Raw genomic sequence first — 20,897 nt, 5'->3', positions numbered from 1 at the left:
AGACGTTGCGTATCAACGAGTCTAGGCGTTCGGCGCGACCACGACAGGCCCGGCGCTTGCTAAAAAAAGGTCCGGGTATCACTTCGACAACCGATCAGGAGAACCGCCATGACCGAGCATTCTTATCCGACCCCGCCGTTTCCCGATCAGCAGCAGGACCGCCAGCCCGGCCTGACCGCGCCGATGAACCCGCAGCCCGACCACGGCGAAAAATCCTACAAGGGCAGCGGCCGCCTCGCCGGAAAGGTCGCGCTCGTCACCGGCGCGGACAGCGGCATCGGCCGGGCGGTCGCGATCGCCTACGCGCGCGAGGGCGCCGACGTCGCCATCGCCTATCTGAACGAAGACGACGACGCGCAGGAAACCGCGCGCTGGGTCGAGGAAGCGGGGCGGCGCGCGTTGCTTTTGCCCGGCGACATCACGGATCGCGCGCACTGCCGCGATCTGGTCGCGAAAACGGTGGAGAAGTTCGGTGGCATCGACGTGATCGTGAATAACGCGGCCTATCAGATGACCTACGACGGCCTCGAAGACATCAGCGACGACGAGTGGGACAAGACCTTTTCGACCAACATCGGCGCGATGTTTCGCATCATCAAGGCCGCGCTGCCGCATTTGAAGCCGGGCAGCGCGATCGTCAACACGAGTTCGGTCAACGCCGACGCGCCGAATCCCGGCCTCATCGCCTACGCGACGACCAAGGGCGCGATCCAGAACTTCACCGGCGGCCTCGCGCAGCTGCTCGCCGAAAAGGGCATCCGCGCGAACTGCGTCGCGCCGGGTCCGATCTGGACGCCGCTGATCCCGTCGACGATGCCGCCCGAGAAAGTCAAGAATTTCGGCTCGCAAGTGCCGATGAAGCGCGCCGGCCAGCCGGCCGAACTCGCCGCCGCCTACGTGATGCTGGCCTCCGACGAATCGAGCTACACCTCGGGCGCGACCGTCGCCGTGACGGGCGGCAAGCCGATCATCTGAGAAAAATGGCGCCACCCGGTATGATGACCAGCCCCAATGCCCAGGTGACGCCATGCAAATTCTCGTCGACGCCGACGCGTGTCCCGCCATCGTCAAGGACATCCTGTTTCGAGCGGGGCCGCGCGTCGAGGTGTCGGTGACGCTCGTCGCGAATCAGTATCTGCGCACGCCGCCGTCGCCGTTCATCCGCTCGGTGCAGGTGCCGTCGGGCTTCGACGTGGCCGACGCGCGCATCGTCGAGATGGCAGCGCCGGGCGATCTCGTGATCACCGCCGACATTCCGCTCGCGGCGAGCGTGCTCGCGAAGGGCGCGCACGCGCTCGACCCGCGCGGCGAATGGTTCAGCGCGGAGAACATCGAGGAGCGGCTGACCATGCGTTCGATGATGGATCAGTTGCGCAGTACGGGCGTCGAGACGGGCGGACCGTCGCCTTACAGTCCGCGCGACGGCAAGCAGTTCGCCGCGCAACTCGACCGCCTTCTGTCGAAGTACCGCGCGTCGCGGCCGAAATGAATGCGTCCGCCTTCACGTTGCGCCGGCTGACGCCCGCGGATTCCGTCGCTTATCGCGACATCCGTCTGGAGGGATTGCGCTTGCATCCGGACGGCTTCGGCGCCTCTTACGACGACGAAGCGATCGAGCCGCTCGCGTGGTTCGAGGCGCGCATCGCGGACCACGCGGTATTCGGCGGCTCGCTTCCCGACGGCACGCTCGCGGGTATCGCCGGGCTGCTCGTGCCGGCGCACGCCAAGCTCCGGCACAAGGGCATGCTGTGGGGCATGTACGTGCGCCCGGCCGCGCGCGGCACGGGATTGGCGGCGGCGATCGTCGCGCGGGTGCTGGAGCATGCGCGCGACGTCGTCGAAGAAGTGCAGCTGGTCGTCGCGCCGGACAACGAAGCGGCCATCCGGCTCTATCGCGCGGCGGGTTTCGAGCCGTTCGCCCGCGAACCGCGCGCGCTCAAGATCGACGGCGTCTATCACGACTCGCTGCTGATGACGCTGCCGTTCGGCAAAACGGCTTAATAATCAGCCGCTTCCCTCAACTGCTTGAAACGGTATTCGCCGACGCGCGCCAGCATCCAGCCGGGATATTCGGCCGGCAACTGGCTCACTTCGTCGAGCGCCGCGAGTTCGTCTTCGTTCAGACGCACGCGGGTCGCGGCGATGTTGTCGTCGAGCTGCTCGACGCGCTTCGCCCCGATGATCACGCTCGTCACCGCCTTCTGATGCAGGAGCCACGCGAGCGCGATCTGCGCGACCGAAACGCCTTTCGCTTCGGCCATGCTGCGCATCGCGTCGACGCAGTCGTAAGCGCGCTCGACATTCACCGGCGGGAAATCGAACTTGGTGCGGCGGCTGCCTTCCTCCTTGCCGCCTTCACGCGTGTACTTGCCCGAGAGCAGGCCGCCCGCGAGCGGACTCCACACCAGCAAGCCGACGTTCTCGCTGTTCAGGAGCGGCACGACTTCGCGTTCCAGGTCGCGCCCGGCGATCGTGTAATACGCCTGTAGCGACTCGAAACGCGCCAGCCCGAGCCGCTCGGAAATGCCGAGCGCCTTCGCGATCTGCCACGCCGCCCAGTTCGACACGCCGATGTAGCGCACATGGCCGTGCTGCACGAGGTTGTCGAGCGCGCGCAGCGTCTCTTCGATCGGCGTGGCCGGATCGAAACCGTGAATCTGGTACAGGTCGACGTGATCGAGTTGCAGGCGCTTCAGGCTCGCCTTCACGCCGTCGATGATGTGAAAGCGCGAGCCGCCCCGCGAATTCACGCTTTTGGTGCCGGTTTCGCCGTGAATCTTCGTCGCGACGACGACGTTCTCGCGCGGCACCTTGAGGTTTTTCAGCGCCTGGCCGGTGATGATCTCGGACTGGCCGTCGGCGTAGACATCGGCGGTATCGATGAAATTGATGCCCGCGTCGAGCGAGCGGCCGATCAGCGTGTCGGCGTCCGCCTGCTGGAGCTGACCGATGTTGTCCCAGATGCCGCCGCTTCCGCCGCCGAAGGTCATCGTGCCGAGGCACAGTTCCGAAACGAAGAGACCGGTATTGCCGAATTTTCTGTAGCGCATGGACTGCTCCTCAATGGCTGACGGGATGCCGTCCGGCTGACATGGCCGCGTCGCAGTGACGTTTGTACGTGCTGAATGCGGGCATGGCCGAACCGGCGCCCGTGCAGTATCGTCCCGCCGATGACGGCGGCCATAGCCTGATCCTGTCGGATCATTGCCTGTTCCTGCAAAGCCAGCGGGGCGCGGTGAGCGAACTCGCGCACGCGCGAGTAAGCTACCTGCAGTCCCTGAAACCTCCTTCTTTCGCGAAACCATGGCACTGAACGAGACCCTTTCGCACGACCAGTCGCATCCCCTGAACGGCCACGACGGCCACGATCCCCACCGCGCGCCCGATCCGTCCCTCGACGGCGCGCGGCTCGAACTCGTCGCGTTGCTCGACCGCTTCACCGCCGGCTGCGAAGGCACCGTCGAGACGTCCGTGCCCGGCTTTTTCCTGCATCGCGTGATGAATCCCGGCGGGCCGAAGCACGGCATCCAGACGCCCGCGCTCTCACTGATCGCGCAGGGCTCGAAGCGCCTGATGGTCGGCGACGACGTGTACGTCTACGATCCGCTGCACTACCTCGTTTCCTCAGTCGATCTGCCGGTGATGGGGCAGGTGACCGTCGCGAGCGAAACCGAGCCGTATCTCGGCCTGCGGCTCGACCTCGACGTCGAGGCGATCGCCGAATTGATCCGCGACGAAAACCTGCCGCCCGCCTCGCATTCGGACGCCGCGCGCGGGCTTTACGTCAACCGGCTCGGCGCGTCGATGCTCGACGCCGTGCTGCGCCTGTTGCGCCTGATCGACACGCCCGAGGACATCCCGATCCTCGCGCCGCTCGTGAAGCGTGAAATCCTGTATCGCCTGCTGATGAACGGGCAGGGCGCGCGGCTGCGCCAGATCGCGCTCACCGACAGCCAGACGCAGCGCATCGCCCGCGCGATTCTTCTTCTGCGGCAGAACTTCGACCAGCCGCTGCGCATCGAATCCATCGCGCGCGACGTGCACATGAGCGTGTCGTCGCTGCATCATCATTTCAAGGCCGTCACGGCGATGAGTCCGCTGCAATATCAGAAGCAGTTGCGCTTGCAGGAAGCGCGGCGGCTGATGCTGCTCGATATCGCCGATGCCGCGACCGCCGCGCATCGTGTGGGTTACGAGAGCGCGTCGCAGTTCAGCCGCGAGTACAGCCGGCTCTTCGGCGCGCCGCCGCTCAGGGACACGCGCCGCTGGCGCGAGGAGGCGGGCGCCTAGGATTTCGCCCGCCCCGGAACTCGGTCAGAGCGGAACGCAGCTTTTTTTCGTCAACCGCGGAATAGTTCGGCGCCGCCGAACGTTCTACGGTTACTTCACCAGAGAGGAGATGAAATGAAGAAGCCAATCGCGATGGCTGCAACGGGAGGTCTCTTGAGCGCGCTGATTCTGTCGGCGAGCGCTTTCGCGGCGCCGCCGAAGGTGGACAACGGGATGTTCGTCGACGAAAAGGGCATGACGCTCTACACCTTCGACAAGGACACCAAGGGCGGTCCGAGCGCGTGTTCGGGCGGTTGCGCGCAGGCGTGGCCCGCCGCGATGGCGGGCGATTCCGACCAGCCGTCGGGCAAGTGGACGACGGAATCGGCCGAGGGCGGCAAGCAATGGGCCTACGACGGCAAGCGGCTCTACCGGTTTGCGAAGGATACGAAGCCAGGCGATAAGAACGGCGACAACTTCCGCGACGTATGGCACGTCGCCAAACCCTGAGCGTTGAGTGAAGAGGCGGACATGCTGCGATCGATCAGAATTCTCGCGCTGGTGTCGGCGCTCGGCCTGACGGTGCTCGCGGCCGCGTGCGCGAGCGGCACGGTGAGCGGCGGCGTGAGCAGCGGCGGCGCGAACGGCCCCGGCAACGTGCCGAAAATGGGCGGCGGCGGGTACTGACGATGCGTCGTGTCTGCGTCCACGCATGCAAGCTGGCGGGCGGTGCGTCTTGAGTTTCGAGACCGAACTGCTCGCCCATCTGCCGCAGTTGCGCCGCTACGCGCGCGCACTGACGGGCGACCGCGCCTGGGCCGACGATCTGGTCCAGGACGCGACCGAACGCGCGCTCGGCCGCTCAAAGGCCTTTCGCGCCGGGACCAATCTGCGCGCGTGGCTGTTCACGATCATGCGCAATCTGTATATCGACCAGTTGCGCGGCCGCCGCGACATCGCGGTGGACGACGAAACCGCGCCGTGGCGGCAGATGGCGGCACCCGTCGGCGAAGTCGATGGTCTCGTGCTGCGCGACGTGCAGCGCGCGCTCTATTGTTTGCCCGTCGAACAGCGCGAGGTGATGCTGCTCGTGTGTGTCGAGGAAATGAGTTATCAGGAGGCTTCCGTGGTGTTGAACGTGCCGGCCGGAACCGTGATGTCGCGGCTTTCGCGCGCGCGCGAACACATGCGCGTGCTGCTCGGTGAAGAGCCGCAGCGCCGCGGGACGTCGTCGGTGTCGCCGGCGTCGGCTTCGTCGTTGAAAGTGGTGAATCGCACATGACGACTCCGGACCGCCCCGACCGTCCTGAACGTCCCGATCTGCCCGAGGAGAGACAGGATCTCCAGGCGCTGTCGGCGTATCTCGACCGCGAACTCGGCGACGAACAACGCGACGCCGTGGCGGAGCGCATCGCGCGTGATCCGGCGAGCGCCACGACTGTTTCGGCGTATCGCGCGCAGGACAATGCGCTGCGCGCGCTCTTCGCAAGCGAGGCCGTGGAGCCGCAGGTCGTCGTGATGCGTCCGCGGCGGCGCGAGCGGTTCCTGATGGCGGCTTGCTGGGCGTTCGTCGGCGTGGCTTGCGGCTATTTGTTACACATGCTGCTGCCCGCGCTCCACGACGAACGGCCCCCGTTCGCGCAGCGCGCCGACATCGCTTACGCGGTTTATGCGCCCGAGCAGCGTCATGCGGTGGAGGTGGTGGCGGCGCAGCAGGATCATCTGGTCAACTGGCTCTCGAAGCGGCTCAATCGCACGCTCACGATTCCGTCGCTTGCCGAGTATGGATTCCAGCTCGTCGGCGGGCGCTTGCTGCCCGGCGAGGAAGGGCCGGCGGCGCAGCTCATGTATCAGAACGCAGCCGGCGAGCGCATCACGCTCTACACGACGACCGTCTCACGCAGCCAGTCGAAGATCCGCATGCTGCGCGACGGACCGCGCACGACGTATTACTGGGCGGCGAACCGCGCGGGCTATGCGCTTTCCGGACAGATCGGCGAAGAGAAGCTGCAGGCCATCGCCTACGACACTTGCAAGGAACTCGGCGGCGATCCGAAGAGCTGGTAACGACGCGCACGCATGCAAAAAGCCGGGACACGTCCCGGCTTAGCGAAGCATCAATAGTAATGATGCGGCGGCGGCGCGTGATGGTAGCTCGTCGGATGACGGCGCTCCCAGTCGTGGCGCGACCAGTAGCGATGGCCATCCCAATAGCGGTCGCCGTGCCAGCCTTGTGCGACGGTATGGACGTAACCGGGGCGGTGATCGTCGGCCGAGGCGAGGTTCATGAGTCCCATGCCGAGTGCGGCGGCGAGCGTGGCGAGCAACAGGCTTTTCTTCGTCTTGTTCATGGTTGATCTCTCTGAAAGTGTGTGGATGCGTGTGACTTCTTAGCGGTACCAGTCGTGATGATGGTGATAGCCACCGCCATCCGGCACGATGATGCAGCCGCCGAGCGAAGTGCCGAGCAAGGCGGCGAGCGCTGCGAGGATCGCTAGTTTTTTCATTTGGTTTCTCCGTGTAGATCCGTGTGAATCCGCGTGTGATTGCGTGAAGCCAATTTAGCCAAACGGCAAATGACAAGCGGTGTGCGTTTGTAAGCAAACGTGTGGTTTGAAATATTCGGGTTGTTCCAGCAAGCGACCTCGGCGTGAGCGAGGGAACCAGTCGACCGGAGTGGACATGTCGCACATCAGCACGGGCGTGGAGTACGCGTTGCATTGCATGCTCTATTTGACGGAGCCGCCGCACGGCGTGCGCGATGCCAGCGTGCGCGATCTCGCGGAGCTGCAAGGGGTGCCCGTCGATTACGTCGCGAAGCTGTTCACCAAGCTTCACAAGGCGGGACTCGTGATCGCGACCGAAGGCGCGAAGGGCGGCTTCGCGCTTGCGCGGCCGCCCGCGCAAATCAGCGTGCTCGATGTCGTCGATGCGATCGACGGCGACAAGCCGATCTTCGAATGCAGGGAGGTCCGCGCGCGCTGCGCTGTGTTCGACGAGGACCCGCCGCCGTGGGCGACGAGCGGCGTCTGTGCGATTCACGCGGTGATGAGAAACGCCGAGAAGCGCATGCGCGAGGCGCTGGCGGGCGACTGTCTCGCCGATCTGGCGACGCGCATCGTGGCGAAGGCGCCGCGAGGTTATGGTCCGCAGGTGGTCCGGTGGCTCGATGAGCGGTCGTTCAACAAGCGCGTTGCGCGCAGTGAGCAGGATGAGGGGTGAGGCTTTGCGCTGCTCGATGGTCGTTCCACGGAAGCGCAGCGGCCACGGTCATCGAACAATTACGGGCTTGACGTTCGGCGTCAGCGACACCCCGACCACGTGTCCGTCGCGCACGCCGCACTTGCTATCGACGCGCGTCCACTGCGGCTTGCCGCGTGACTTCGCGAACGCGCGCATCACGATGATCTTGTCGACGGGAATGGGATTGCCGACGCTGAAGATCGGCGAATCGCTTTCGATCTTCGCGGAGAGCACGCGGCGATCGGGCACGATGAACGTGTCGTACTTCGGCGTGAGTTCCACCCAGTGATCGAACGCGGCGACGCATTGAATGACCGCGCTCGGCACGTGCATGCGGGTCAGGTAGTCATAGTCCTTCGACAGATCGGGCGATTCCTGCGCGTGTACTGCCTGGTACAAAACGGCCGACAGCGCCAGCGCGACGAGCGGAAAGAAAGCTTTCATGCGATGAGGGAACTCGTTTGAATGAAGCGTGACATGGAGACGAAGTATACCGCGCGATTCTTTCCACTGACCTTCGTTCGCTGAAAAAGTGCCTGTTTCAGGGCACTTTCTTCGATCTCGCCGCGTCATAAGCCTGAAGCTTCGCCACGAATGGAGACGCGCGATGAAGACGATCCGATGGACGCCCGCCGACGGCAACGGTCTCGAACATCTCGAAGTCGATCTTCGGCGCGAAGGCATCGTAGCGGAGAGCGCGCTCGCCGGCGAAGGATTCGGCGCCGTGTACCGGATCGAATGCGACGCGGAATGGAACGTCACGCGAGTCGTCGTGAAGCGCATCGGCGGCGGCACGCTCGACCTGTGGAGCGACGCGCAAGGTCACTGGACCGACGGCAACGGCACGCCGCGCGAAGACCTCGCGGGCTGCATCGACATCGACATCTCGGCGACGCCTTTCACCAACACCCTGCCGATCCGCCGCCTGACGCTGGCCGAAGGCGAACGCCGCGTGATCCGCGTCGTGTATATCGCGCTGCCCGAACTCACGGCGGCGCCCGTGGAGCAGGCCTACACCTGCATCGAACGCGACCGGCGCTATCGCTACGAAGGTATCACGTCGCGTTACACGGCCGAGCTTCCCGTCGATGCGGACGGCTTCGTCATCGACTATCCCGGGCTGTTCCTGCGCCTCTGAAGCGTGGCGCCGGGCGGCGTGTGCCGCGAGCGGCGATAATACGGCTTTATCGCTATGAGCCGAACGCCGCCCGATGAACGACACCACGCAGACTCCCCGCTCCGCACCCCGCCTGACGAGCCTCTCGCATGGCGGCGGCTGCGGCTGCAAGATCGCCCCCGGCGTGCTCGCCGATCTCCTGAAGCGCAGCACGCCGATGCAGGCGTTTCCGAACCTGATGGTCGGCAACGACACCGCCGACGACGCCGCCGTCTACAAGCTCAACGAAGAACAGGCGATCGTCGCGACGACCGACTTCTTCATGCCGATCGTCGACGATCCGTTCGACTTCGGCCGCATCGCCGCGACCAACGCGCTCTCGGACGTCTACGCGATGGGCGGCAAGCCGATCCTCGCGCTCGCGCTCGTCGGCATGCCGATCAACGTGCTGCCGCATGAAGTGATCGCGGAGATCCTGAAGGGCGGCGAGTCGGTGTGCGCCGAGGCGGGCATCCCGGTGGCGGGCGGCCATTCGATCGATTCGGTCGAGCCTATTTACGGTCTCGCCGCGCTCGGCATCGTGCATCCGAAGCTCGTCAAGCGCAACGCGGCCGCGCGCGCCGGCGACGTGCTCGTGCTCGGCAAGCCGCTCGGCGTCGGCGTGCTGTCGGCGGCGTTGAAGAAGGAGCAACTCGACGCGGCCGGCTACGCCGCGATGATTGCCGCGACGACCAAGCTCAATCGCCCGGGCGCGGACCTCGCGCAGCTCGAAGGCGTGCACGCGCTCACCGACGTGACGGGCTTCGGCCTGCTCGGCCACACGCTCGAACTCGCGCGCGGCGCGGGGCTCACGGCGCGCATCCGCTATGCGGACCTGCCGTGGCTGCCGGGCGTCCAGACCTTCGCGAGAGCGGGCGTGTACACGGGCGCGTCGGGACGCAACTGGAGCGCGTATGGCGCGGACATCGGACTCGCGTCGTCGCTCGACGATGTGGCACGCGTCCTGCTCACCGACCCGCAGACCTCCGGCGGCCTGCTCGTATCGTGCGCGCCGCAAGCGGTGGACGAGGTACTCGCGATCTTCCGCGCCGACGGTTTCAATGATGCTGTCGTGATCGGCGACATGACCGACGGCGCGAGCCGCGTCGAGGTCGGCTGATCGCTGCCTTAACTCAAAGGGCCCCATGAACGACGAATCGCCGAAGGCCATCTTTTATGCGCTCGCAGCCAACTTCGGCATCGCCGTGTGCAAGTTCGGCGCCGCGGCGTTCACCGGTTCGGGCTCGATGTTCGCCGAAGCGATTCACTCCACCGCCGACTGCGGCAATCAGCTTCTGCTGCTGTTCGGCCTGAAGCGCGCGCGGCAGCCGGCCAACGCGCTGCATCCGCTCGGCTCGGGGCGCGAGATCTATTTCTATGCGCTGATCGTCGCGTTGCTGTTGTTCTTCGTCGGCGGCGCGTTCTCGGTGTACGAAGGCGCGCATCGCATGCTGCACCACGAGCCGTTGAGCAATCCAATCGTCGCGCTCGTGATCCTCGGCATCTCGGTCGTTCTCGAAGCGTTCTCGCTCGCGGGCGCGCTGCGCGAGATCCGCAAGGGCACGCCCGACAAAACCCTGTGGCGCTGGTTTCGCGAGACGCGCGAGTCGGAACTGCTGGTGGTCGCGGGTGAGGACGTCGCGGCGCTCGCGGGTCTTGCCATCGCGTTCTGCGCCGTGCTGCTCACGATGATTACCGGCAATCCCATGTGGGACGCGGCGGGTTCGATCGGCGTCGGGCTTCTGCTGATGGTCGTCGCCTACGTGGTCGCGCGCGAAGTGAAGTCGATGATCGTCGGCGAATCGGCGAGTCCGGAAGTGCGCCGTGCCATCGACGCGCATCTGCGCGCGCGGCCCGAAATCCTGCGCATCATCAGCCTCATCACGCTGCAATGGGGCAAGCATGTGGTGGTCGCCGTGCAGGCAGAGATGATCGACTATCCGAGCGGCCGCGCGCTGATCGACGCGATCAACGTCATCGAAGACGACCTGCAGAACACGTTCCCGCAAGTGCGCTGGGTGTTCTTCGAGCCGGACATCGTGCGCGAAGGCGCGCGGGCGGGCGCCTGAACGCGACCGCGTTTCGCGCATCGTGAAACGGGGCGGGCGCGCGACGTGCTACCGCATAACTACTTCTGTTAACGGACTCGACGCGCGGCTTCGCCGGACAATCCGGTCGTGTCACCTAGCTGCACCATCATGGCAGTTCCTCGATCCTCATCCGATCGAAGCCGTCTAGCACGATTCGTTCCGGCTCGAGCCGATCGACATCATCCGTCGAGTCCCTGAACCCTGAGTTCCATATCCGGCCCATGCGCAAATCCCTGCTCGTCCTCGTTCTCCTCGCTCTTTCCATCTTGACTCCGGCGCTCGCCAACGCTGCGGCGGGCCATGCGAATCCGGCCAGTTCCGCGAACCCCGCGGCGCCCGTCACGCTCACGCCGCAACAGGCCCGCGACGCGCTCGCGGTCCTCAACGACCCCGCTCGCCGCGCGCAATTCGCTGATACGTTGCGCGCGCTCGCTGCCGCTGGCGCGCTCGCCACGCCGCCGCAGGCGGCGTCGGCTTCGGGCGCCTCGTCGGCCGAACCGGCGAGTGGCGCGTCGAGCGTGCTCGCGAAGTCGCTGACGAGCAACGGTCTCGCTTCGCAGATCTCGCATCAGGCCAGCCACTGGCTCGTGCAGTTCGGCTCGGGCCTGCGGCATTCGATGTCCGCACTGCTCGACTACGGATCGGTGCTCGAATGGTGGCGCGAACGCACCGCGACCGCCGACGCCCGCCAGTTGCTCGAACACGTCGCGTGGACCGTGCTGGTCTCGCTCGTGCCCGCCCTGCTGCTGGAACTGCTTGCCGTGCGCCTGTTGCGCGGTCCGCGCGGCCGGATCGCGGCGCGCGGCATCGTCGATGTCGACGAGGAAGATCCCGACCTGGCCCGGCAGGAACACGCCGCGGTGCGCGACGAAGCCGCCGCCGAGCGCCGTGGCGACGAAGCCGCGCTGCATGTCGCGGAGAAGAAGACGGACACGGTGCGCGGCAAGCGTCATGCAGCGCGGCACTGGACGCTGCTGCAACGCTTGCCGAGCGCGCTCCTGCATGGTTTCTTCTCGGTCGTGCCGCTTGCGGTTTTCGTCGCGGCGGCGACGCTCCTGATGTCGGTCTTCATCGACGACAACACGCCCGAAGCCCGCGTGGCGGGCGCGCTGATCGACGTGTATCTCGTGTGCCGCGCGATCCAGATCGTCAGTCTCTTCTTCCTCGCGCCGCGCGCGCCGGGCTTGCGGCTCATTCAGATGCGCGACCGCTTCGCCGCGTTCACACACGGCTGGGTGATGCGCATCGTCTGCGTGGGTGGCGCGGGCGTGGCGATCGCGAATGCCGCGGAGCCGCTCGGTCTCTCCGACGAAGCCCACGTCGCCATCCTGAAGGCGGTCACGTTCGTCGTGCACGCGATGATCGCGTATGTGATCTTCGAATGCAGAACGCCGGTCGCCGCGCGCATCCGCCAGCGCATGCAAGGACATCGCCAAGTGTCGCTGGTCGGCAACTGGATCGCGGACATCTGGTCGAGCGTCGCGATTTTCTTCGTGATGGCGCTGTGGTTCGTGTGGGCGCTCGACGTGAGGAATGGCTATCAGACGCTGTTCCATCTCGGCGGTCTCTCGGTAGCGGTGCTGGTGGCGGCGCGCGTGCTCGCGATCGTCGCGTTCGGTGCGCTCGGCCGCGTCTTCCAGAGCGACGCGGAAGACGGCTACGCGAGCCAGTCGATCGCGCATCGCCACGCGTACCGCTATTACCCGATCCTGCGGCGCATCGTGCAGACGGTGATCGCGGTGGCGACCGTCGTCGCGCTGTTGCAGGTGTGGGGCATCGACATCATCGGCTTCTTCACCTCGGGCGGCGTGGGCAACCGGCTCGCCTCGGCGCTGATCACGATCGCGATCGCGGCGGTGTTCGCGGTGCTCGTCTGGGAAGCGGCCAACGTGATGGTCGAGCGCCGCCTCGAAGCCTGGACGACGAGCGGCGAGCGTCTGCGCGCGGCACGCCTGAGAACCCTGCTGCCGATGATGCGCACGGCGCTCTTCATCGTGATCGCGCTGGTGGTGGTGCTGACGGGATTGAGCGAGATCGGCGTGAACACGGCGCCGCTGTTGGCGAGCGCGAGCATCTTCGGCGTGGCGCTTGGCTTCGGGTCGCAAAAGCTCGTGCAGGACCTCATCACCGGCATCTTCCTCCTGATGGAGAACGCGATGCAGGTCGGCGACTGGGTGACGCTCGCGGGCGTATCGGGCACGGTCGAGTATCTGTCGATCCGCACGGTGCGTCTGCGTGCCGGCGACGGTTCGCTGCACACCGTGCCGTTCAGTTCGGTATCGACGGTGAACAACACCAACCGCGGCATCGGCAACGCGGCGGTGCGGGTTTCCATCGCGCTCGGCCAGGACGTCGATCTCGCGATCTCGACGCTCAAGGACATCGGCGCGTCGCTTCAACGCGACGATGCGTTCAAGGACGGCATTCTCTCGGACTTCAGCTTCTGGGGCGTCGATGCCGTCGACGGCTCGACCGTCACGCTCGCCGGACAGATCCAGTGCCGCGACAGTTCGCGCTGGCCGGTGCAGCGCGAATTCAACCGGCGCATCCTCAACGAATTCACGGCGCGCGGCATCGAGATCGCGAATCCGCAGCGCAACTTCGTGATCATCGACGGCGGGGAGCCGCAGGTGAAGGACGAAGCTCAGGCGTCGGCGGATCAGCGCGCGGAGCCGTCCCGAGCCGCGCAGCATCCGACGGCGGAAGCGTCGGCGGGCAATTCGGGCAGCGCAGCCGTCTGAGCGGTTTTCAGCGCGGCGGGCGCACGAGCACGGGCGAGCCTTCGAACTCGCCGCCGCTGCGCTCGAACCCGAGCCGCTCGTAGAACGCTTCGAGCGCGGCGGCATCGGGGGCATGGCGATCGACCGGCGGCGCGTGGGCGCCGTCGCCCTTCACGTCGAGCGGACGCGGCACCAGCGTGATCATCACGCGATGCTCGTCGGCGAGCCCGACGAGCCGTTCCATCGCGACGCGCGCGTGTCCGCGATGATGCGCGCCTTCCGACCAGATCGCTTCCAGCGCGATTGCGCAGTCGCCGGTTTCTTCGAGCCACAACTCGACCTGCTGTTCATCTTCGACGCGCGTGCGATGGAACGCGTCGATCATCGTGGCGGCGGCGGTGGAGGGCGGAGGCATCGGCTCGACTCGCGTGGTCGGAAAGCCGCACTATAGCGTGGGCGGCCGAGGCTCGCGCGGCTTATATCCGCTTTAGCGATTTCGATCGGAAAATCGCTTCGTAGACCAGCGACGCTACGCCTTCTATGATGGCCTTCACTTGAATCAGGAGAGGGCGATGAATCGTCTGCATCTGCACTGTCGGCGCTCGACCGGCAACTAGCTTCGCGTTTTAATCATCCTTCCGCCATGCCATCGCGCGACGCAACGTCGCGCGCTCATCGTTTCCCTTTGGACGAGTCCATCATGAAGAATGCCAATGCCGCATTGCGCGGCGTGTCCGGGCGCGTGCGCGCCACTCTGCTCGTCGTTGTCGCGGCGTTCGCGACGTCGTTCGCCGCTTTGTCGTTCGCGGCCGATGCCACGCTGAAAATCGGCACCGCGACGAGTCCGCAAATCGATGCGCTGAAGGTCGCCGTGAAGGAAGCCAAGGCGCAGGGGCTGGATGTGAAGCTGATCGAATTCACCGACTGGAACACGCCGAACGCCGCGCTCGCGAACAAGGACATCGACGTCAACTACTTCCAGCACGTGCCGTTTCTGGAGAACGCGAAGAAGCAGGGCGGCTACGACTTCGTCGCCATCGCGCCGGGCACGATCATGAAGATCGGCCTCTATTCGAAGAAGGTGAAGCGCTTCGACGAACTGAAGGACGGCGCGAGCGTCGCCATTGCCAACGATCCGGTGAACGGCGGGCGCGGCCTGTTGCTATTGCAGCGCGCGGGTCTCATCAAGCTGAAGCCCGGCGCCGATTACCGCGTGACGACGCTCGATATCGTCGAGAACCCGAAGCATCTGAAGATCGTGCAGCTCGAAGCCTCGCAACTCGCGCGCTCGCTCGACGACGTCGATCTCGCGCAGGGCTATCCGAGCTTCATCAAGCTCGCCGGCACGGCCGATCCGAACAGCGCGCTGCTCTTCGACGGCGTCGAGAACAAGCTCTTCGCGATCCAGTGGGTCGTGCGTCCCGACAGCGTGAACGATCCGCGCATCCGCAAGTTCATCGCGATCTACCAGCAGTCGCCCGCCGTGCGCGCCGCGCTCGACAAGGCGTTCGGCACGCTCTACGCGGTCGCGTGGTGAGTCATTCAACGGAGGCTTGCATCATGGCGGATGTGATCATCGAGGAACCACGCGTGAGCGAAGGGCGGTCCGACACGCAGGCGAAAAGCGTCGTGTTCGCGGACGTCGGCAAGGTGTTCGGCGGATCGACGGCGGCGCTCTCGGGCGTCGATTTGTCGGTCGCGCGGGGCGAGGTGTTCGGCATCATCGGACGCAGCGGCGCGGGCAAGTCCACGCTGCTGCGGCTCGTGAACGGCCTCGAAAAGCCCACGCGCGGCGAGGTGCGCGTGAACGGCGTGTCGGTGGGCGCGCTCGACGAACGCGGGCTTGTCGGGTTGCGGCGGCGCATCGGCATGGTGTTCCAGCACTTCAACCTGCTCTCGGCGAAAACGGTGCGCGAGAACATCGCGCTGCCGCTTACGATCGCGGGCGTCGACAAGCGCAGCATCGACGCGAAAGTCGATGCGCTGCTCGAACTCGTCGGCCTCACGGCCAAACGCGATGCGTATCCGCGCAGTCTTTCCGGCGGCCAGAAGCAGCGCGTCGGGATCGCGCGGGCGCTGGTGCATGACCCCGACCTGCTGCTCTGCGACGAAGCCACGTCCGCACTCGATCCGGAAACGACGCAGCAGATCCTCGCGCTGCTTCGCGACATCAACCGCCGCCTTGGCCTCACGATTCTTCTGATCACGCATGAGATGGCGGTGATCCGCGAAGTCTGCGATTCGGTCGCGGTGATCGAGGCGGGCGAAGTCGTGGAGACGGGCCCCGTGTGGCGCGTATTTGGCGATCCGCACCACGCGGCCACTCAGGCGCTCTTGCGCACGCTCGTGCACGATTTGCCCGCCGATCTCGCCGCGCGGCTCGCGAGCGCGCCGCGTGACGGCGCCGACGTGCTGCTCGACGTGCGCTTCACCGGCGAGTCGCGGCACGAACCCGATCTGGGCGCGCTCGCGGTGGCGCTCGGCGCGCTCGGCGGCCGCGTGAACTTCGTGCATGGCGGCATCGACCGGATTCAGGGACATGCGCAGGGACGGCTCGTCGTCGCGGCGCATCTGCACGCGCACGGCGCGAACGAAGCGGGGCTGCGCGCGCATGTCGATGCGCTCGTCGCCGGCGCGCGGCGTCACGCGGACAAAGTGGAGGTGCTCGGCTATGTTTGAAATCTGGCTGCCCGAATTCCTCGACGCGATCCGCGATACCGTCGTGATGGTCGGCGTCTCGGCGCTGATCGCGCTCGTCGCCGGCATTCCGCTCGCGCTCGTGCTCGTCACGACGACGAAGGGCGGCATTTTCGAGCGGCCGGCCGTCAATTCGACGCTCGGCTCGGTCGTCAACGCGTTGCGCTCGACGCCCTTCATCATCCTGCTCGTCGCGCTCCTTCCGCTGACGCGCCTTCTCGTCGGCACGACCATCGGCGTGTGGGCTGCGATCGTGCCGCTTTCGATCGCCGCGACCCCGTTCTTCGCGCGCATCGCCGAGGTGAGCCTGCGCGAAGTCGACCGCGGACTGATCGAGGCCGCGCAGGCGATGGGCGCCGAACGCCGCCATATCATCCGGCACGTGCTCCTGCCCGAAGCGCTGCCGGGCATCCTCGGCGGCTTCACGATCACGGTGGTCGCGATGATCGGCTCGTCGGCGATGGCGGGCGCGGTCGGCGCGGGCGGTCTCGGCGATCTCGCGATACGCTACGGCTATCAGCGCTTCGACACGACCGTGATGGTCACGGTGATCGTGCTGCTGATCGTGATCGTCAGCGTCGTGCAGTGGGGCGGCGACCGCCTGGTGCGGCGCATCACCCGGCGCACGGGATGATAATGACGACAACCGCATCGACACCGGAGACAGCATGAACGCCCCTCATCGGCCCGATTCCCTGCCATTGACCGAACTGCTCGCCGCGTTGCGCGAGACCGCCGAAGCGCGCGACCGCGAAGGCGGTCACGCCGCGCGCGAAAAGCAGTTGATCGCCGACGCGGGCCTCGTGACGATCGCCGTGCCGCGCGAATACGGCGGCGAGGGCGCGCGCTGGGTCGACGTCTATCGGACGATTCGCGCGATTGCACGCGTCGATGCCGCGCTGGCCCATCTGCTCGGATTCACCTGCTTACAGGTGGTGAGCGTCGCGGTGTGGGGCAGCGAGGCGCAGCGCGAGCGGTATCTGCGCGGCACGGTTGCAAACCGCTGGTGGTGGGGCAACGCGGTGAATCCGCTCGATACGCGGCTGATCGCGCATGCGACGGGCGACGGCGGCTATCGTCTGTCGGGGCAGAAGGGCTTTTGCTCCGGCACGCGCGGCTCGCAGATGATGACGCTCTCCGCGCAGGACCCGGCCACGGGCAAGCCGGTGTTCGGCGTCGTGCCGACGGAGCGCGCGGGCATCGCGGTCAACGAAGACTGGAATCCCATCGGCCAGCGTCAGACGGACAGCGGCAGCGTGGCCTTCGACGACGTCGAATTGCGCGCCGAGGAAGTGCTGCACCGCTCCGAGGCGCCGCCGACGCCGCGCGGCTCGCTGCGCACGCTCGTCTCGCAACTGGTGCTGACGAACCTCTTCGTTGGGATCGCGGAAGGCGCGCTCGCGGAGGCGCGCGAGTATGTCGCGAAGTCCGGACGGCCGTGGATTCATTCGAACGTGGCGAACGCCGTCGACGATCCTTATCAGTTGCATCGGTTTGCGGAAATGCGGCTGAAGGCCGTGAGCGCGGAAGCGCTCGCGACGCGCGCCGCCGAAGCGCTCGACCGCGCGTGGGATCGCGGCGACGCGCTGAATGCCGAGGAGCGCGCGCACACGGCGCTCGCGGTGGCGGAAGCGAAGGTGCTGGCGCACCGCGCGGCGCTCGACGTCAGCGAGGCGCTCTTCGACGCCTGCGGCGCGCGTTCGACGCACGCTCCGCTCGCGCTCGACCGCTTCTGGCGCAACGCGCGCGTGCACACGCTGCACGATCCGCTCGACTACAAGCTGCGCGACATCGGCCGGTTTGCGCTGGCGGGCGTGTTGCCCGAGCCGAATCTGTACAGCTAGGCGTCACCCGGTGACGAAGCCGACCGTCTGCACCACGAGCCAGAGATTCGCCGCGCTGATCACGCCGAACAGCATCCACGCGACGCCCTTCGTCCACGCGCGGTTGGCGAATTCGCCCATCAGCCGGCGATCGCTCGTCATGCGGATCAGCGGGTAGAGCGCAAACGGCAGTTGCAGGCTCAGCACGACCTGGCTCGCGACCAGCAGCTTGCCGACCGCGCCGTTGCCCATCATGCCGACGCCGATCAGCGCCGGAATCAACGCGAGCGCGCGCGTGACGAAGCGCCGCTGATAGCACGGAATCTTCAGTTTCAGGAAGCCTTCCATGATGACCTGCCCGGCGATCGTGCCGGTGAACGTCGAGCTCTGGCCCGACGCGAGCAGCGTCACCGCGAAGAGAATCGCCGCGAGCCCGGTGCCGACGATCGGCGCGAGGAGCCGGTACGCGTCCTCGATTTCGGTGACCTGCGTGTGGCCTGTCGCGTGGAACGCCGACGCCGCGAGAATCAGGATCGCCGCGTTGATCAAAAGCGCGAGGAAGAGCGAAACGATGGTGTCGAGCCGCGACAGACGGATCGCCGAGCGCAGGCTCGCTTTCGTGCGCGAGACGATGCGCGTCTGCACGATCGACGAATGCAGGTAGAGGTTGTGCGGCATTACGGTCGCGCCGAGGATACCGATCGCGAGATAGAGCGGCTCGCGTTCGGAAATCGCGTGCCACGACGGCACGAGCCCGCCGAAGACCGCCGGCCAGTGCGGCTTCACCAGCGCCAGTTCGACGACATAGCCGAGCCCGATCGTCGCGATGAGGCCGAGCATGATCGCTTCCAGATCGCGGAAGTTCTTGCCCTTCAGGCCGAGCACGATGAGCGTGTCGAACGCCGTGAAGATCACGCCCCACATCAGCGAGCAGCCGAACAGCAGGTGAAACGCGAGCGCGCCGCCGAGCACCTCCGCGAGATCGCACGCGATGATCGAAATCTCCGCGAGCGCCCACTGCACGCGCGCGACCGGCTTCGAATAACGCTCAGACGACAGTTGCGCGAGATCGCGTCCGGTCACGATGCCAAGGCGCATCGCGAGACACTGGAGCGCCATCGCGGCAAGGCTCGACAGCACCACGACGAATAGCAGGTTGTAGCCGTAGCGCGAACCGGCTTCGATGTCGGTCGCCCAGTTGCCCGGGTCCATGTAGCCGATCGAGACGAGCAGGCCCGGCCCGGCGAACTGCGCGAGCTTCTTCCAGAGCGGCGCGCCCGCGGGCACGTCGACGGAACCCTTGACCTCGGACGGGCAAAACGGAGCGGTGGCGGTGGTCGGCAGCTTGAACGGCAATGGTGAGGTCCCCGTCGGTTCGATGGTGCGGCGGCGCTCGCCAGCTGAGGGCAATGCCGGAGTCACGGCATTATTGTCGAAAAGAGCGGAAGGCGTGGCGCGCGCGCCGACGAAAAAAAGGGCCCGCCGAGAATATCGGCGGGCCCTTCAGGGAATTCGGTCGAGAAGGAAAACGGTAGCGGCATTGCCCGCTGTCCACCGCCCGAGAGCGGTCCTCGAGGACGGCCGGCGCCGCTACCGTTCAAGCAGCCTGTGCGACCAGGCCTTGTGTGCGCGGCGTAAATCGCGCCGCATTGTCGAGCACCGATGGTTCGTCCGGCACTTCATTCTTGCTCACCACCTCCAGAGCGGCTTCTTCGGTCGCCTGACGGGCGGCCGCCGCTTTCTTGGTCTTCCCCGCGCGTGACGGCGGCTGGCAGGCCCCGCACACCACGTTGTTCTGCAAATCATGTTTGTGCGCAACGAACTTGCCGGTGCAGCGGCAGCAGCGCGTGAGCTGCAGCATGTCGGCGTCGAAGAAGCGCACGAGAGTCCAGGCCCGCGTCAAATCCAGTACAGCCTCGGCGCCGCTATGGTTGCAGTGCTCGAGATACAGCCGGTAACCCTTGGTCAATGCGTCGAGGTGCGAGCAGCCCGCTTCGTTCTTCAGAAACACGTAGGTGTTGTAGAACAGCGATGCGTGGATGTTCGCGAGCCACGTCATGTACCAGTCTGCCGAGAAGGGCAGCATGCCCTTCGGCGGCGATACGCCCTTCACTTCGCGATAAAGACGGATCATGCGGTCGCGCGAGAGCGTCAATTCGCTTTCCAGAACCTGCATCCGCGCGCCGAGTTCGATCAGTGCGATAGCGCGGAACACGTCCTGTGCGTCTTCGGTGAGGCTTTTCTTCAACATCGTGGTCATGGCTGGTTCCGTCTCAAGCGAACTGTTCGGCCGGCTGGCCGGCGAGCAAGATGGCTGCGTGCGTCGGCGCAATGCCCGCGTGCTTCGCGGGTTGCGTCAGTGCCGACAGCATCGTGTGATCGTTGAAGCGGAAAAAGCACAAGAGCTGGTCCGATCCCGCGAGCTTCACGACCTGCGCCAGCGTGAGGCCAGCGAGGAGGTCGGCGAGTTCGGCCGACAGGCCAAGCCGGAACATGCCGATGGCACGATCCTCGCGCAACATCCGCTGCGCGAGCATGATGTACGACAGGTTGATTTCGCGAATCGATTCCAGCGTTTCACGACCGTTCATAATTTTGCTGCTTCCTGTAATTCCCCGAACCTGGCCGGCATTTTTTGCCGAAATCTTTTTTTGTGCCTTGCCGGACCTAAATCCGGACAGCTACTTGGTTTTTGATACAGCGTGTTACAACTTGTAACAACACTGTGAAACGGATTGTAAGTACCGTCAGGTGGGAAAGCAAGCACATACCGTTAAAAATTGACGTAAAACAACATTTCGATTTCGGTAAGTTTTTCAGTCCCTTAGCGGAGGTTTGTAACAGGGAAAAGTAACCGATCCCTTTTATTTTTTTGCCCTTTTAACAAGTTATTCCCGGG

Annotated in this window: 25 protein-coding genes; 18 read left to right on the top strand and 7 right to left on the bottom strand. The window is 65.7% G+C overall.

Annotation, left to right across the window (positions count from 1 at the left end; genetic code table 11):
* Positions 1-108: 108 nt before the first annotated feature.
* From QCE48_RS25820 to QCE48_RS25810, 3 genes are read left to right on the top strand one after another with little or no spacing between them, the layout of a single operon-like run.
* Positions 109-975, top strand: a complete 867-nt coding sequence (locus tag QCE48_RS25820) for an SDR family oxidoreductase (RefSeq protein ID WP_309783226.1) — start codon at positions 109-111, stop codon at positions 973-975.
* A gap of 52 nt (positions 976-1,027) precedes the next feature.
* A complete protein-coding gene (locus tag QCE48_RS25815) occupies positions 1,028-1,489 on the top strand; it encodes a YaiI/YqxD family protein (RefSeq protein ID WP_309783224.1) in 462 nt (153 codons plus the stop codon).
* Positions 1,486-2,001 carry a GNAT family N-acetyltransferase gene (locus QCE48_RS25810; RefSeq protein WP_309783222.1) on the top strand — a complete coding sequence of 172 codons (516 nt, stop codon included), beginning with the start codon at positions 1,486-1,488 and terminating at the stop codon, positions 1,999-2,001. The genes QCE48_RS25815 and QCE48_RS25810 overlap by 4 nt, the downstream gene beginning before the upstream one ends.
* Here the strand turns inward: QCE48_RS25810 and QCE48_RS25805 are convergent.
* Positions 1,998-3,050, bottom strand: coding sequence for an aldo/keto reductase (locus QCE48_RS25805; RefSeq protein WP_309783221.1), 1,053 nt, complete (start codon positions 3,048-3,050; stop codon positions 1,998-2,000). The two genes, QCE48_RS25810 and QCE48_RS25805, sit on opposite strands and share 4 nt — an antisense overlap.
* Before the next feature lie 62 nt (positions 3,051-3,112).
* Between QCE48_RS25805 and QCE48_RS25800 the strand changes: the two genes are divergently transcribed.
* The 6 genes from QCE48_RS25800 to QCE48_RS25775 all read left to right on the top strand — a co-directional run bounded on the left by QCE48_RS25800 (position 3,113) and on the right by QCE48_RS25775 (position 6,336).
* The gene (locus QCE48_RS25800) at positions 3,113-3,313 is read left to right on the top strand and encodes a hypothetical protein (protein WP_309794345.1); all 201 of its coding nucleotides are present in this window, start codon (positions 3,113-3,115) and stop codon (positions 3,311-3,313) included.
* Positions 3,304-4,290: an AraC family transcriptional regulator gene (locus QCE48_RS25795; protein WP_309783218.1), complete on the top strand. Its 987-nt coding sequence runs from the start codon at positions 3,304-3,306 to the stop codon at positions 4,288-4,290. The genes QCE48_RS25800 and QCE48_RS25795 overlap by 10 nt, the downstream gene beginning before the upstream one ends.
* Positions 4,291-4,404: 114 nt before the next feature.
* Positions 4,405-4,779: a hypothetical protein gene (locus tag QCE48_RS25790; RefSeq protein WP_309783216.1), complete on the top strand. Its 375-nt coding sequence runs from the start codon at positions 4,405-4,407 to the stop codon at positions 4,777-4,779.
* 21 nt (positions 4,780-4,800) lie between these two features.
* A complete protein-coding gene (locus QCE48_RS25785; RefSeq protein WP_309783214.1) occupies positions 4,801-4,956 on the top strand; it encodes a hypothetical protein in 156 nt (51 codons plus the stop codon).
* A 49-nt stretch (positions 4,957-5,005) separates the two neighbouring features.
* Positions 5,006-5,551: an RNA polymerase sigma factor gene (locus QCE48_RS25780; RefSeq protein ID WP_309783212.1), complete on the top strand. Its 546-nt coding sequence runs from the start codon at positions 5,006-5,008 to the stop codon at positions 5,549-5,551.
* A complete protein-coding gene (locus QCE48_RS25775; RefSeq protein ID WP_309783210.1) occupies positions 5,548-6,336 on the top strand; it encodes an anti-sigma factor in 789 nt (262 codons plus the stop codon). Before QCE48_RS25780 ends, QCE48_RS25775 begins: the two co-directional genes overlap by 4 nt.
* Before the next feature lie 50 nt (positions 6,337-6,386).
* Here QCE48_RS25775 and QCE48_RS25770 read toward each other — a convergent pair whose 3' ends face one another.
* Positions 6,387-6,620, bottom strand: a complete 234-nt coding sequence (locus QCE48_RS25770; RefSeq protein ID WP_309783209.1) for a hypothetical protein — start codon at positions 6,618-6,620, stop codon at positions 6,387-6,389.
* Positions 6,621-6,951: 331 nt separating this feature from the next.
* Here QCE48_RS25770 and QCE48_RS25765 point away from each other — a divergent pair, with 331 nt between their 5' ends.
* On the top strand, positions 6,952-7,491 hold the full coding sequence (locus QCE48_RS25765; protein ID WP_309783208.1) for an Rrf2 family transcriptional regulator: 540 nt from the start codon (positions 6,952-6,954) through the stop codon (positions 7,489-7,491).
* A 48-nt stretch (positions 7,492-7,539) separates the two neighbouring features.
* Here QCE48_RS25765 and QCE48_RS25760 read toward each other — a convergent pair whose 3' ends face one another.
* On the bottom strand, positions 7,540-7,956 hold the full coding sequence (locus tag QCE48_RS25760) for a BspC domain-containing protein (protein ID WP_309783207.1): 417 nt from the start codon (positions 7,954-7,956) through the stop codon (positions 7,540-7,542).
* Between the two features lie 163 nt (positions 7,957-8,119).
* Between QCE48_RS25760 and QCE48_RS25755 the strand changes: the two genes are divergently transcribed.
* The 4 genes from QCE48_RS25755 (at position 8,120) to QCE48_RS25740 (ending at position 13,499) form a co-directional block, all read left to right on the top strand.
* Complete coding sequence (locus QCE48_RS25755; protein ID WP_309783206.1) at positions 8,120-8,650, top strand: putative glycolipid-binding domain-containing protein; 531 nt, start codon at positions 8,120-8,122, stop codon at positions 8,648-8,650.
* 73 nt (positions 8,651-8,723) lie between these two features.
* A complete protein-coding gene (gene selD, locus QCE48_RS25750; RefSeq protein WP_309783205.1) occupies positions 8,724-9,788 on the top strand; it encodes a selenide, water dikinase SelD in 1,065 nt (354 codons plus the stop codon).
* Between the two features lie 25 nt (positions 9,789-9,813).
* Positions 9,814-10,737, top strand: a complete 924-nt coding sequence (locus tag QCE48_RS25745; protein WP_309783203.1) for a cation diffusion facilitator family transporter — start codon at positions 9,814-9,816, stop codon at positions 10,735-10,737.
* 242 nt (positions 10,738-10,979) lie between these two features.
* The gene (locus QCE48_RS25740) at positions 10,980-13,499 is read left to right on the top strand and encodes a mechanosensitive ion channel domain-containing protein (RefSeq protein WP_309783201.1); all 2,520 of its coding nucleotides are present in this window, start codon (positions 10,980-10,982) and stop codon (positions 13,497-13,499) included.
* A 7-nt stretch (positions 13,500-13,506) separates the two neighbouring features.
* Here QCE48_RS25740 and QCE48_RS25735 read toward each other — a convergent pair whose 3' ends face one another.
* Positions 13,507-13,893: a hypothetical protein gene (locus tag QCE48_RS25735; protein ID WP_309783199.1), complete on the bottom strand. Its 387-nt coding sequence runs from the start codon at positions 13,891-13,893 to the stop codon at positions 13,507-13,509.
* Positions 13,894-14,178: 285 nt separating this feature from the next.
* Between QCE48_RS25735 and QCE48_RS25730 the strand changes: the two genes are divergently transcribed.
* Genes QCE48_RS25730 through QCE48_RS25715 form a run of 4 tightly spaced genes read left to right on the top strand, consistent with a single transcriptional unit; the run spans position 14,179 to position 18,019 of the window.
* Positions 14,179-15,015: a MetQ/NlpA family ABC transporter substrate-binding protein gene (locus QCE48_RS25730; RefSeq protein ID WP_309783197.1), complete on the top strand. Its 837-nt coding sequence runs from the start codon at positions 14,179-14,181 to the stop codon at positions 15,013-15,015.
* Positions 15,016-15,038: 23 nt separating this feature from the next.
* On the top strand, positions 15,039-16,157 hold the full coding sequence (locus QCE48_RS25725) for an ATP-binding cassette domain-containing protein (RefSeq protein WP_309783194.1): 1,119 nt from the start codon (positions 15,039-15,041) through the stop codon (positions 16,155-16,157).
* Entirely contained in the window at positions 16,150-16,809 is a 660-nt protein-coding gene (locus QCE48_RS25720; protein ID WP_309783192.1) for a methionine ABC transporter permease, read from the top strand. Before QCE48_RS25725 ends, QCE48_RS25720 begins: the two co-directional genes overlap by 8 nt.
* A gap of 34 nt (positions 16,810-16,843) precedes the next feature.
* Entirely contained in the window at positions 16,844-18,019 is a 1,176-nt protein-coding gene (locus QCE48_RS25715; RefSeq protein WP_309783190.1) for an acyl-CoA dehydrogenase family protein, read from the top strand.
* 3 nt (positions 18,020-18,022) lie between these two features.
* On the opposite strand, the gene QCE48_RS25710 is transcribed toward QCE48_RS25715, so the two are convergent.
* The 3 genes from QCE48_RS25710 to flhD all read right to left on the bottom strand — a co-directional run bounded on the left by QCE48_RS25710 (position 18,023) and on the right by flhD (position 20,589).
* Positions 18,023-19,354 carry an Nramp family divalent metal transporter gene (locus tag QCE48_RS25710; protein ID WP_309783794.1) on the bottom strand — a complete coding sequence of 444 codons (1,332 nt, stop codon included), beginning with the start codon at positions 19,352-19,354 and terminating at the stop codon, positions 18,023-18,025.
* A gap of 241 nt (positions 19,355-19,595) precedes the next feature.
* Positions 19,596-20,249, bottom strand: coding sequence for a flagellar transcriptional regulator FlhC (gene flhC, locus QCE48_RS25705; RefSeq protein WP_309783792.1), 654 nt, complete (start codon positions 20,247-20,249; stop codon positions 19,596-19,598).
* A gap of 22 nt (positions 20,250-20,271) precedes the next feature.
* Positions 20,272-20,589: a flagellar transcriptional regulator FlhD gene (gene flhD / locus QCE48_RS25700; protein ID WP_309783188.1), complete on the bottom strand. Its 318-nt coding sequence runs from the start codon at positions 20,587-20,589 to the stop codon at positions 20,272-20,274.
* Positions 20,590-20,897: the final 308 nt, after the last annotated feature.

The organism is Caballeronia sp. LZ024, assembly GCF_031451455.1.
In the GTDB taxonomy this organism is placed as follows: Bacteria; Pseudomonadota; Gammaproteobacteria; order Burkholderiales; family Burkholderiaceae; genus Caballeronia; species Caballeronia telluris.
Note: the sequence above shows the minus strand (reverse complement) of the source record. Positions and strands in the feature narration are given on the sequence as shown.

What these genes read in the sequence shown, in the direction of transcription:
- QCE48_RS25820 (WP_309783226.1), top strand. Translation starts at nt 109, where the DNA reads ATGACCGAGCATTCTTATCCGACCCCGCCGTTTCCCGATCAGCAGCAG.
- QCE48_RS25815 (WP_309783224.1), top strand. Translation starts at nt 1,028, where the DNA reads ATGCAAATTCTCGTCGACGCCGACGCGTGTCCCGCCATCGTCAAGGAC.
- QCE48_RS25810 (WP_309783222.1), top strand. Translation starts at nt 1,486, where the DNA reads ATGAATGCGTCCGCCTTCACGTTGCGCCGGCTGACGCCCGCGGATTCC.
- QCE48_RS25805 (WP_309783221.1), bottom strand. Translation starts at nt 3,050, where the DNA reads ATGCGCTACAGAAAATTCGGCAATACCGGTCTCTTCGTTTCGGAACTG.
- QCE48_RS25795 (WP_309783218.1), top strand. Translation starts at nt 3,304, where the DNA reads ATGGCACTGAACGAGACCCTTTCGCACGACCAGTCGCATCCCCTGAAC.
- QCE48_RS25790 (WP_309783216.1), top strand. Translation starts at nt 4,405, where the DNA reads ATGAAGAAGCCAATCGCGATGGCTGCAACGGGAGGTCTCTTGAGCGCG.
- QCE48_RS25785 (WP_309783214.1), top strand. Translation starts at nt 4,801, where the DNA reads ATGCTGCGATCGATCAGAATTCTCGCGCTGGTGTCGGCGCTCGGCCTG.
- QCE48_RS25775 (WP_309783210.1), top strand. Translation starts at nt 5,548, where the DNA reads ATGACGACTCCGGACCGCCCCGACCGTCCTGAACGTCCCGATCTGCCC.
- QCE48_RS25770 (WP_309783209.1), bottom strand. Translation starts at nt 6,620, where the DNA reads ATGAACAAGACGAAGAAAAGCCTGTTGCTCGCCACGCTCGCCGCCGCA.
- QCE48_RS25765 (WP_309783208.1), top strand. Translation starts at nt 6,952, where the DNA reads ATGTCGCACATCAGCACGGGCGTGGAGTACGCGTTGCATTGCATGCTC.
- QCE48_RS25760 (WP_309783207.1), bottom strand. Translation starts at nt 7,956, where the DNA reads ATGAAAGCTTTCTTTCCGCTCGTCGCGCTGGCGCTGTCGGCCGTTTTG.
- QCE48_RS25755 (WP_309783206.1), top strand. Translation starts at nt 8,120, where the DNA reads ATGAAGACGATCCGATGGACGCCCGCCGACGGCAACGGTCTCGAACAT.
- selD (WP_309783205.1), top strand. Translation starts at nt 8,724, where the DNA reads ATGAACGACACCACGCAGACTCCCCGCTCCGCACCCCGCCTGACGAGC.
- QCE48_RS25745 (WP_309783203.1), top strand. Translation starts at nt 9,814, where the DNA reads ATGAACGACGAATCGCCGAAGGCCATCTTTTATGCGCTCGCAGCCAAC.
- QCE48_RS25740 (WP_309783201.1), top strand. Translation starts at nt 10,980, where the DNA reads ATGCGCAAATCCCTGCTCGTCCTCGTTCTCCTCGCTCTTTCCATCTTG.
- QCE48_RS25735 (WP_309783199.1), bottom strand. Translation starts at nt 13,893, where the DNA reads ATGCCTCCGCCCTCCACCGCCGCCGCCACGATGATCGACGCGTTCCAT.
- QCE48_RS25730 (WP_309783197.1), top strand. Translation starts at nt 14,179, where the DNA reads ATGAAGAATGCCAATGCCGCATTGCGCGGCGTGTCCGGGCGCGTGCGC.
- QCE48_RS25725 (WP_309783194.1), top strand. Translation starts at nt 15,039, where the DNA reads ATGGCGGATGTGATCATCGAGGAACCACGCGTGAGCGAAGGGCGGTCC.
- QCE48_RS25720 (WP_309783192.1), top strand. Translation starts at nt 16,150, where the DNA reads ATGTTTGAAATCTGGCTGCCCGAATTCCTCGACGCGATCCGCGATACC.
- QCE48_RS25715 (WP_309783190.1), top strand. Translation starts at nt 16,844, where the DNA reads ATGAACGCCCCTCATCGGCCCGATTCCCTGCCATTGACCGAACTGCTC.
- flhC (WP_309783792.1), bottom strand. Translation starts at nt 20,249, where the DNA reads ATGTTGAAGAAAAGCCTCACCGAAGACGCACAGGACGTGTTCCGCGCT.
- flhD (WP_309783188.1), bottom strand. Translation starts at nt 20,589, where the DNA reads ATGAACGGTCGTGAAACGCTGGAATCGATTCGCGAAATCAACCTGTCG.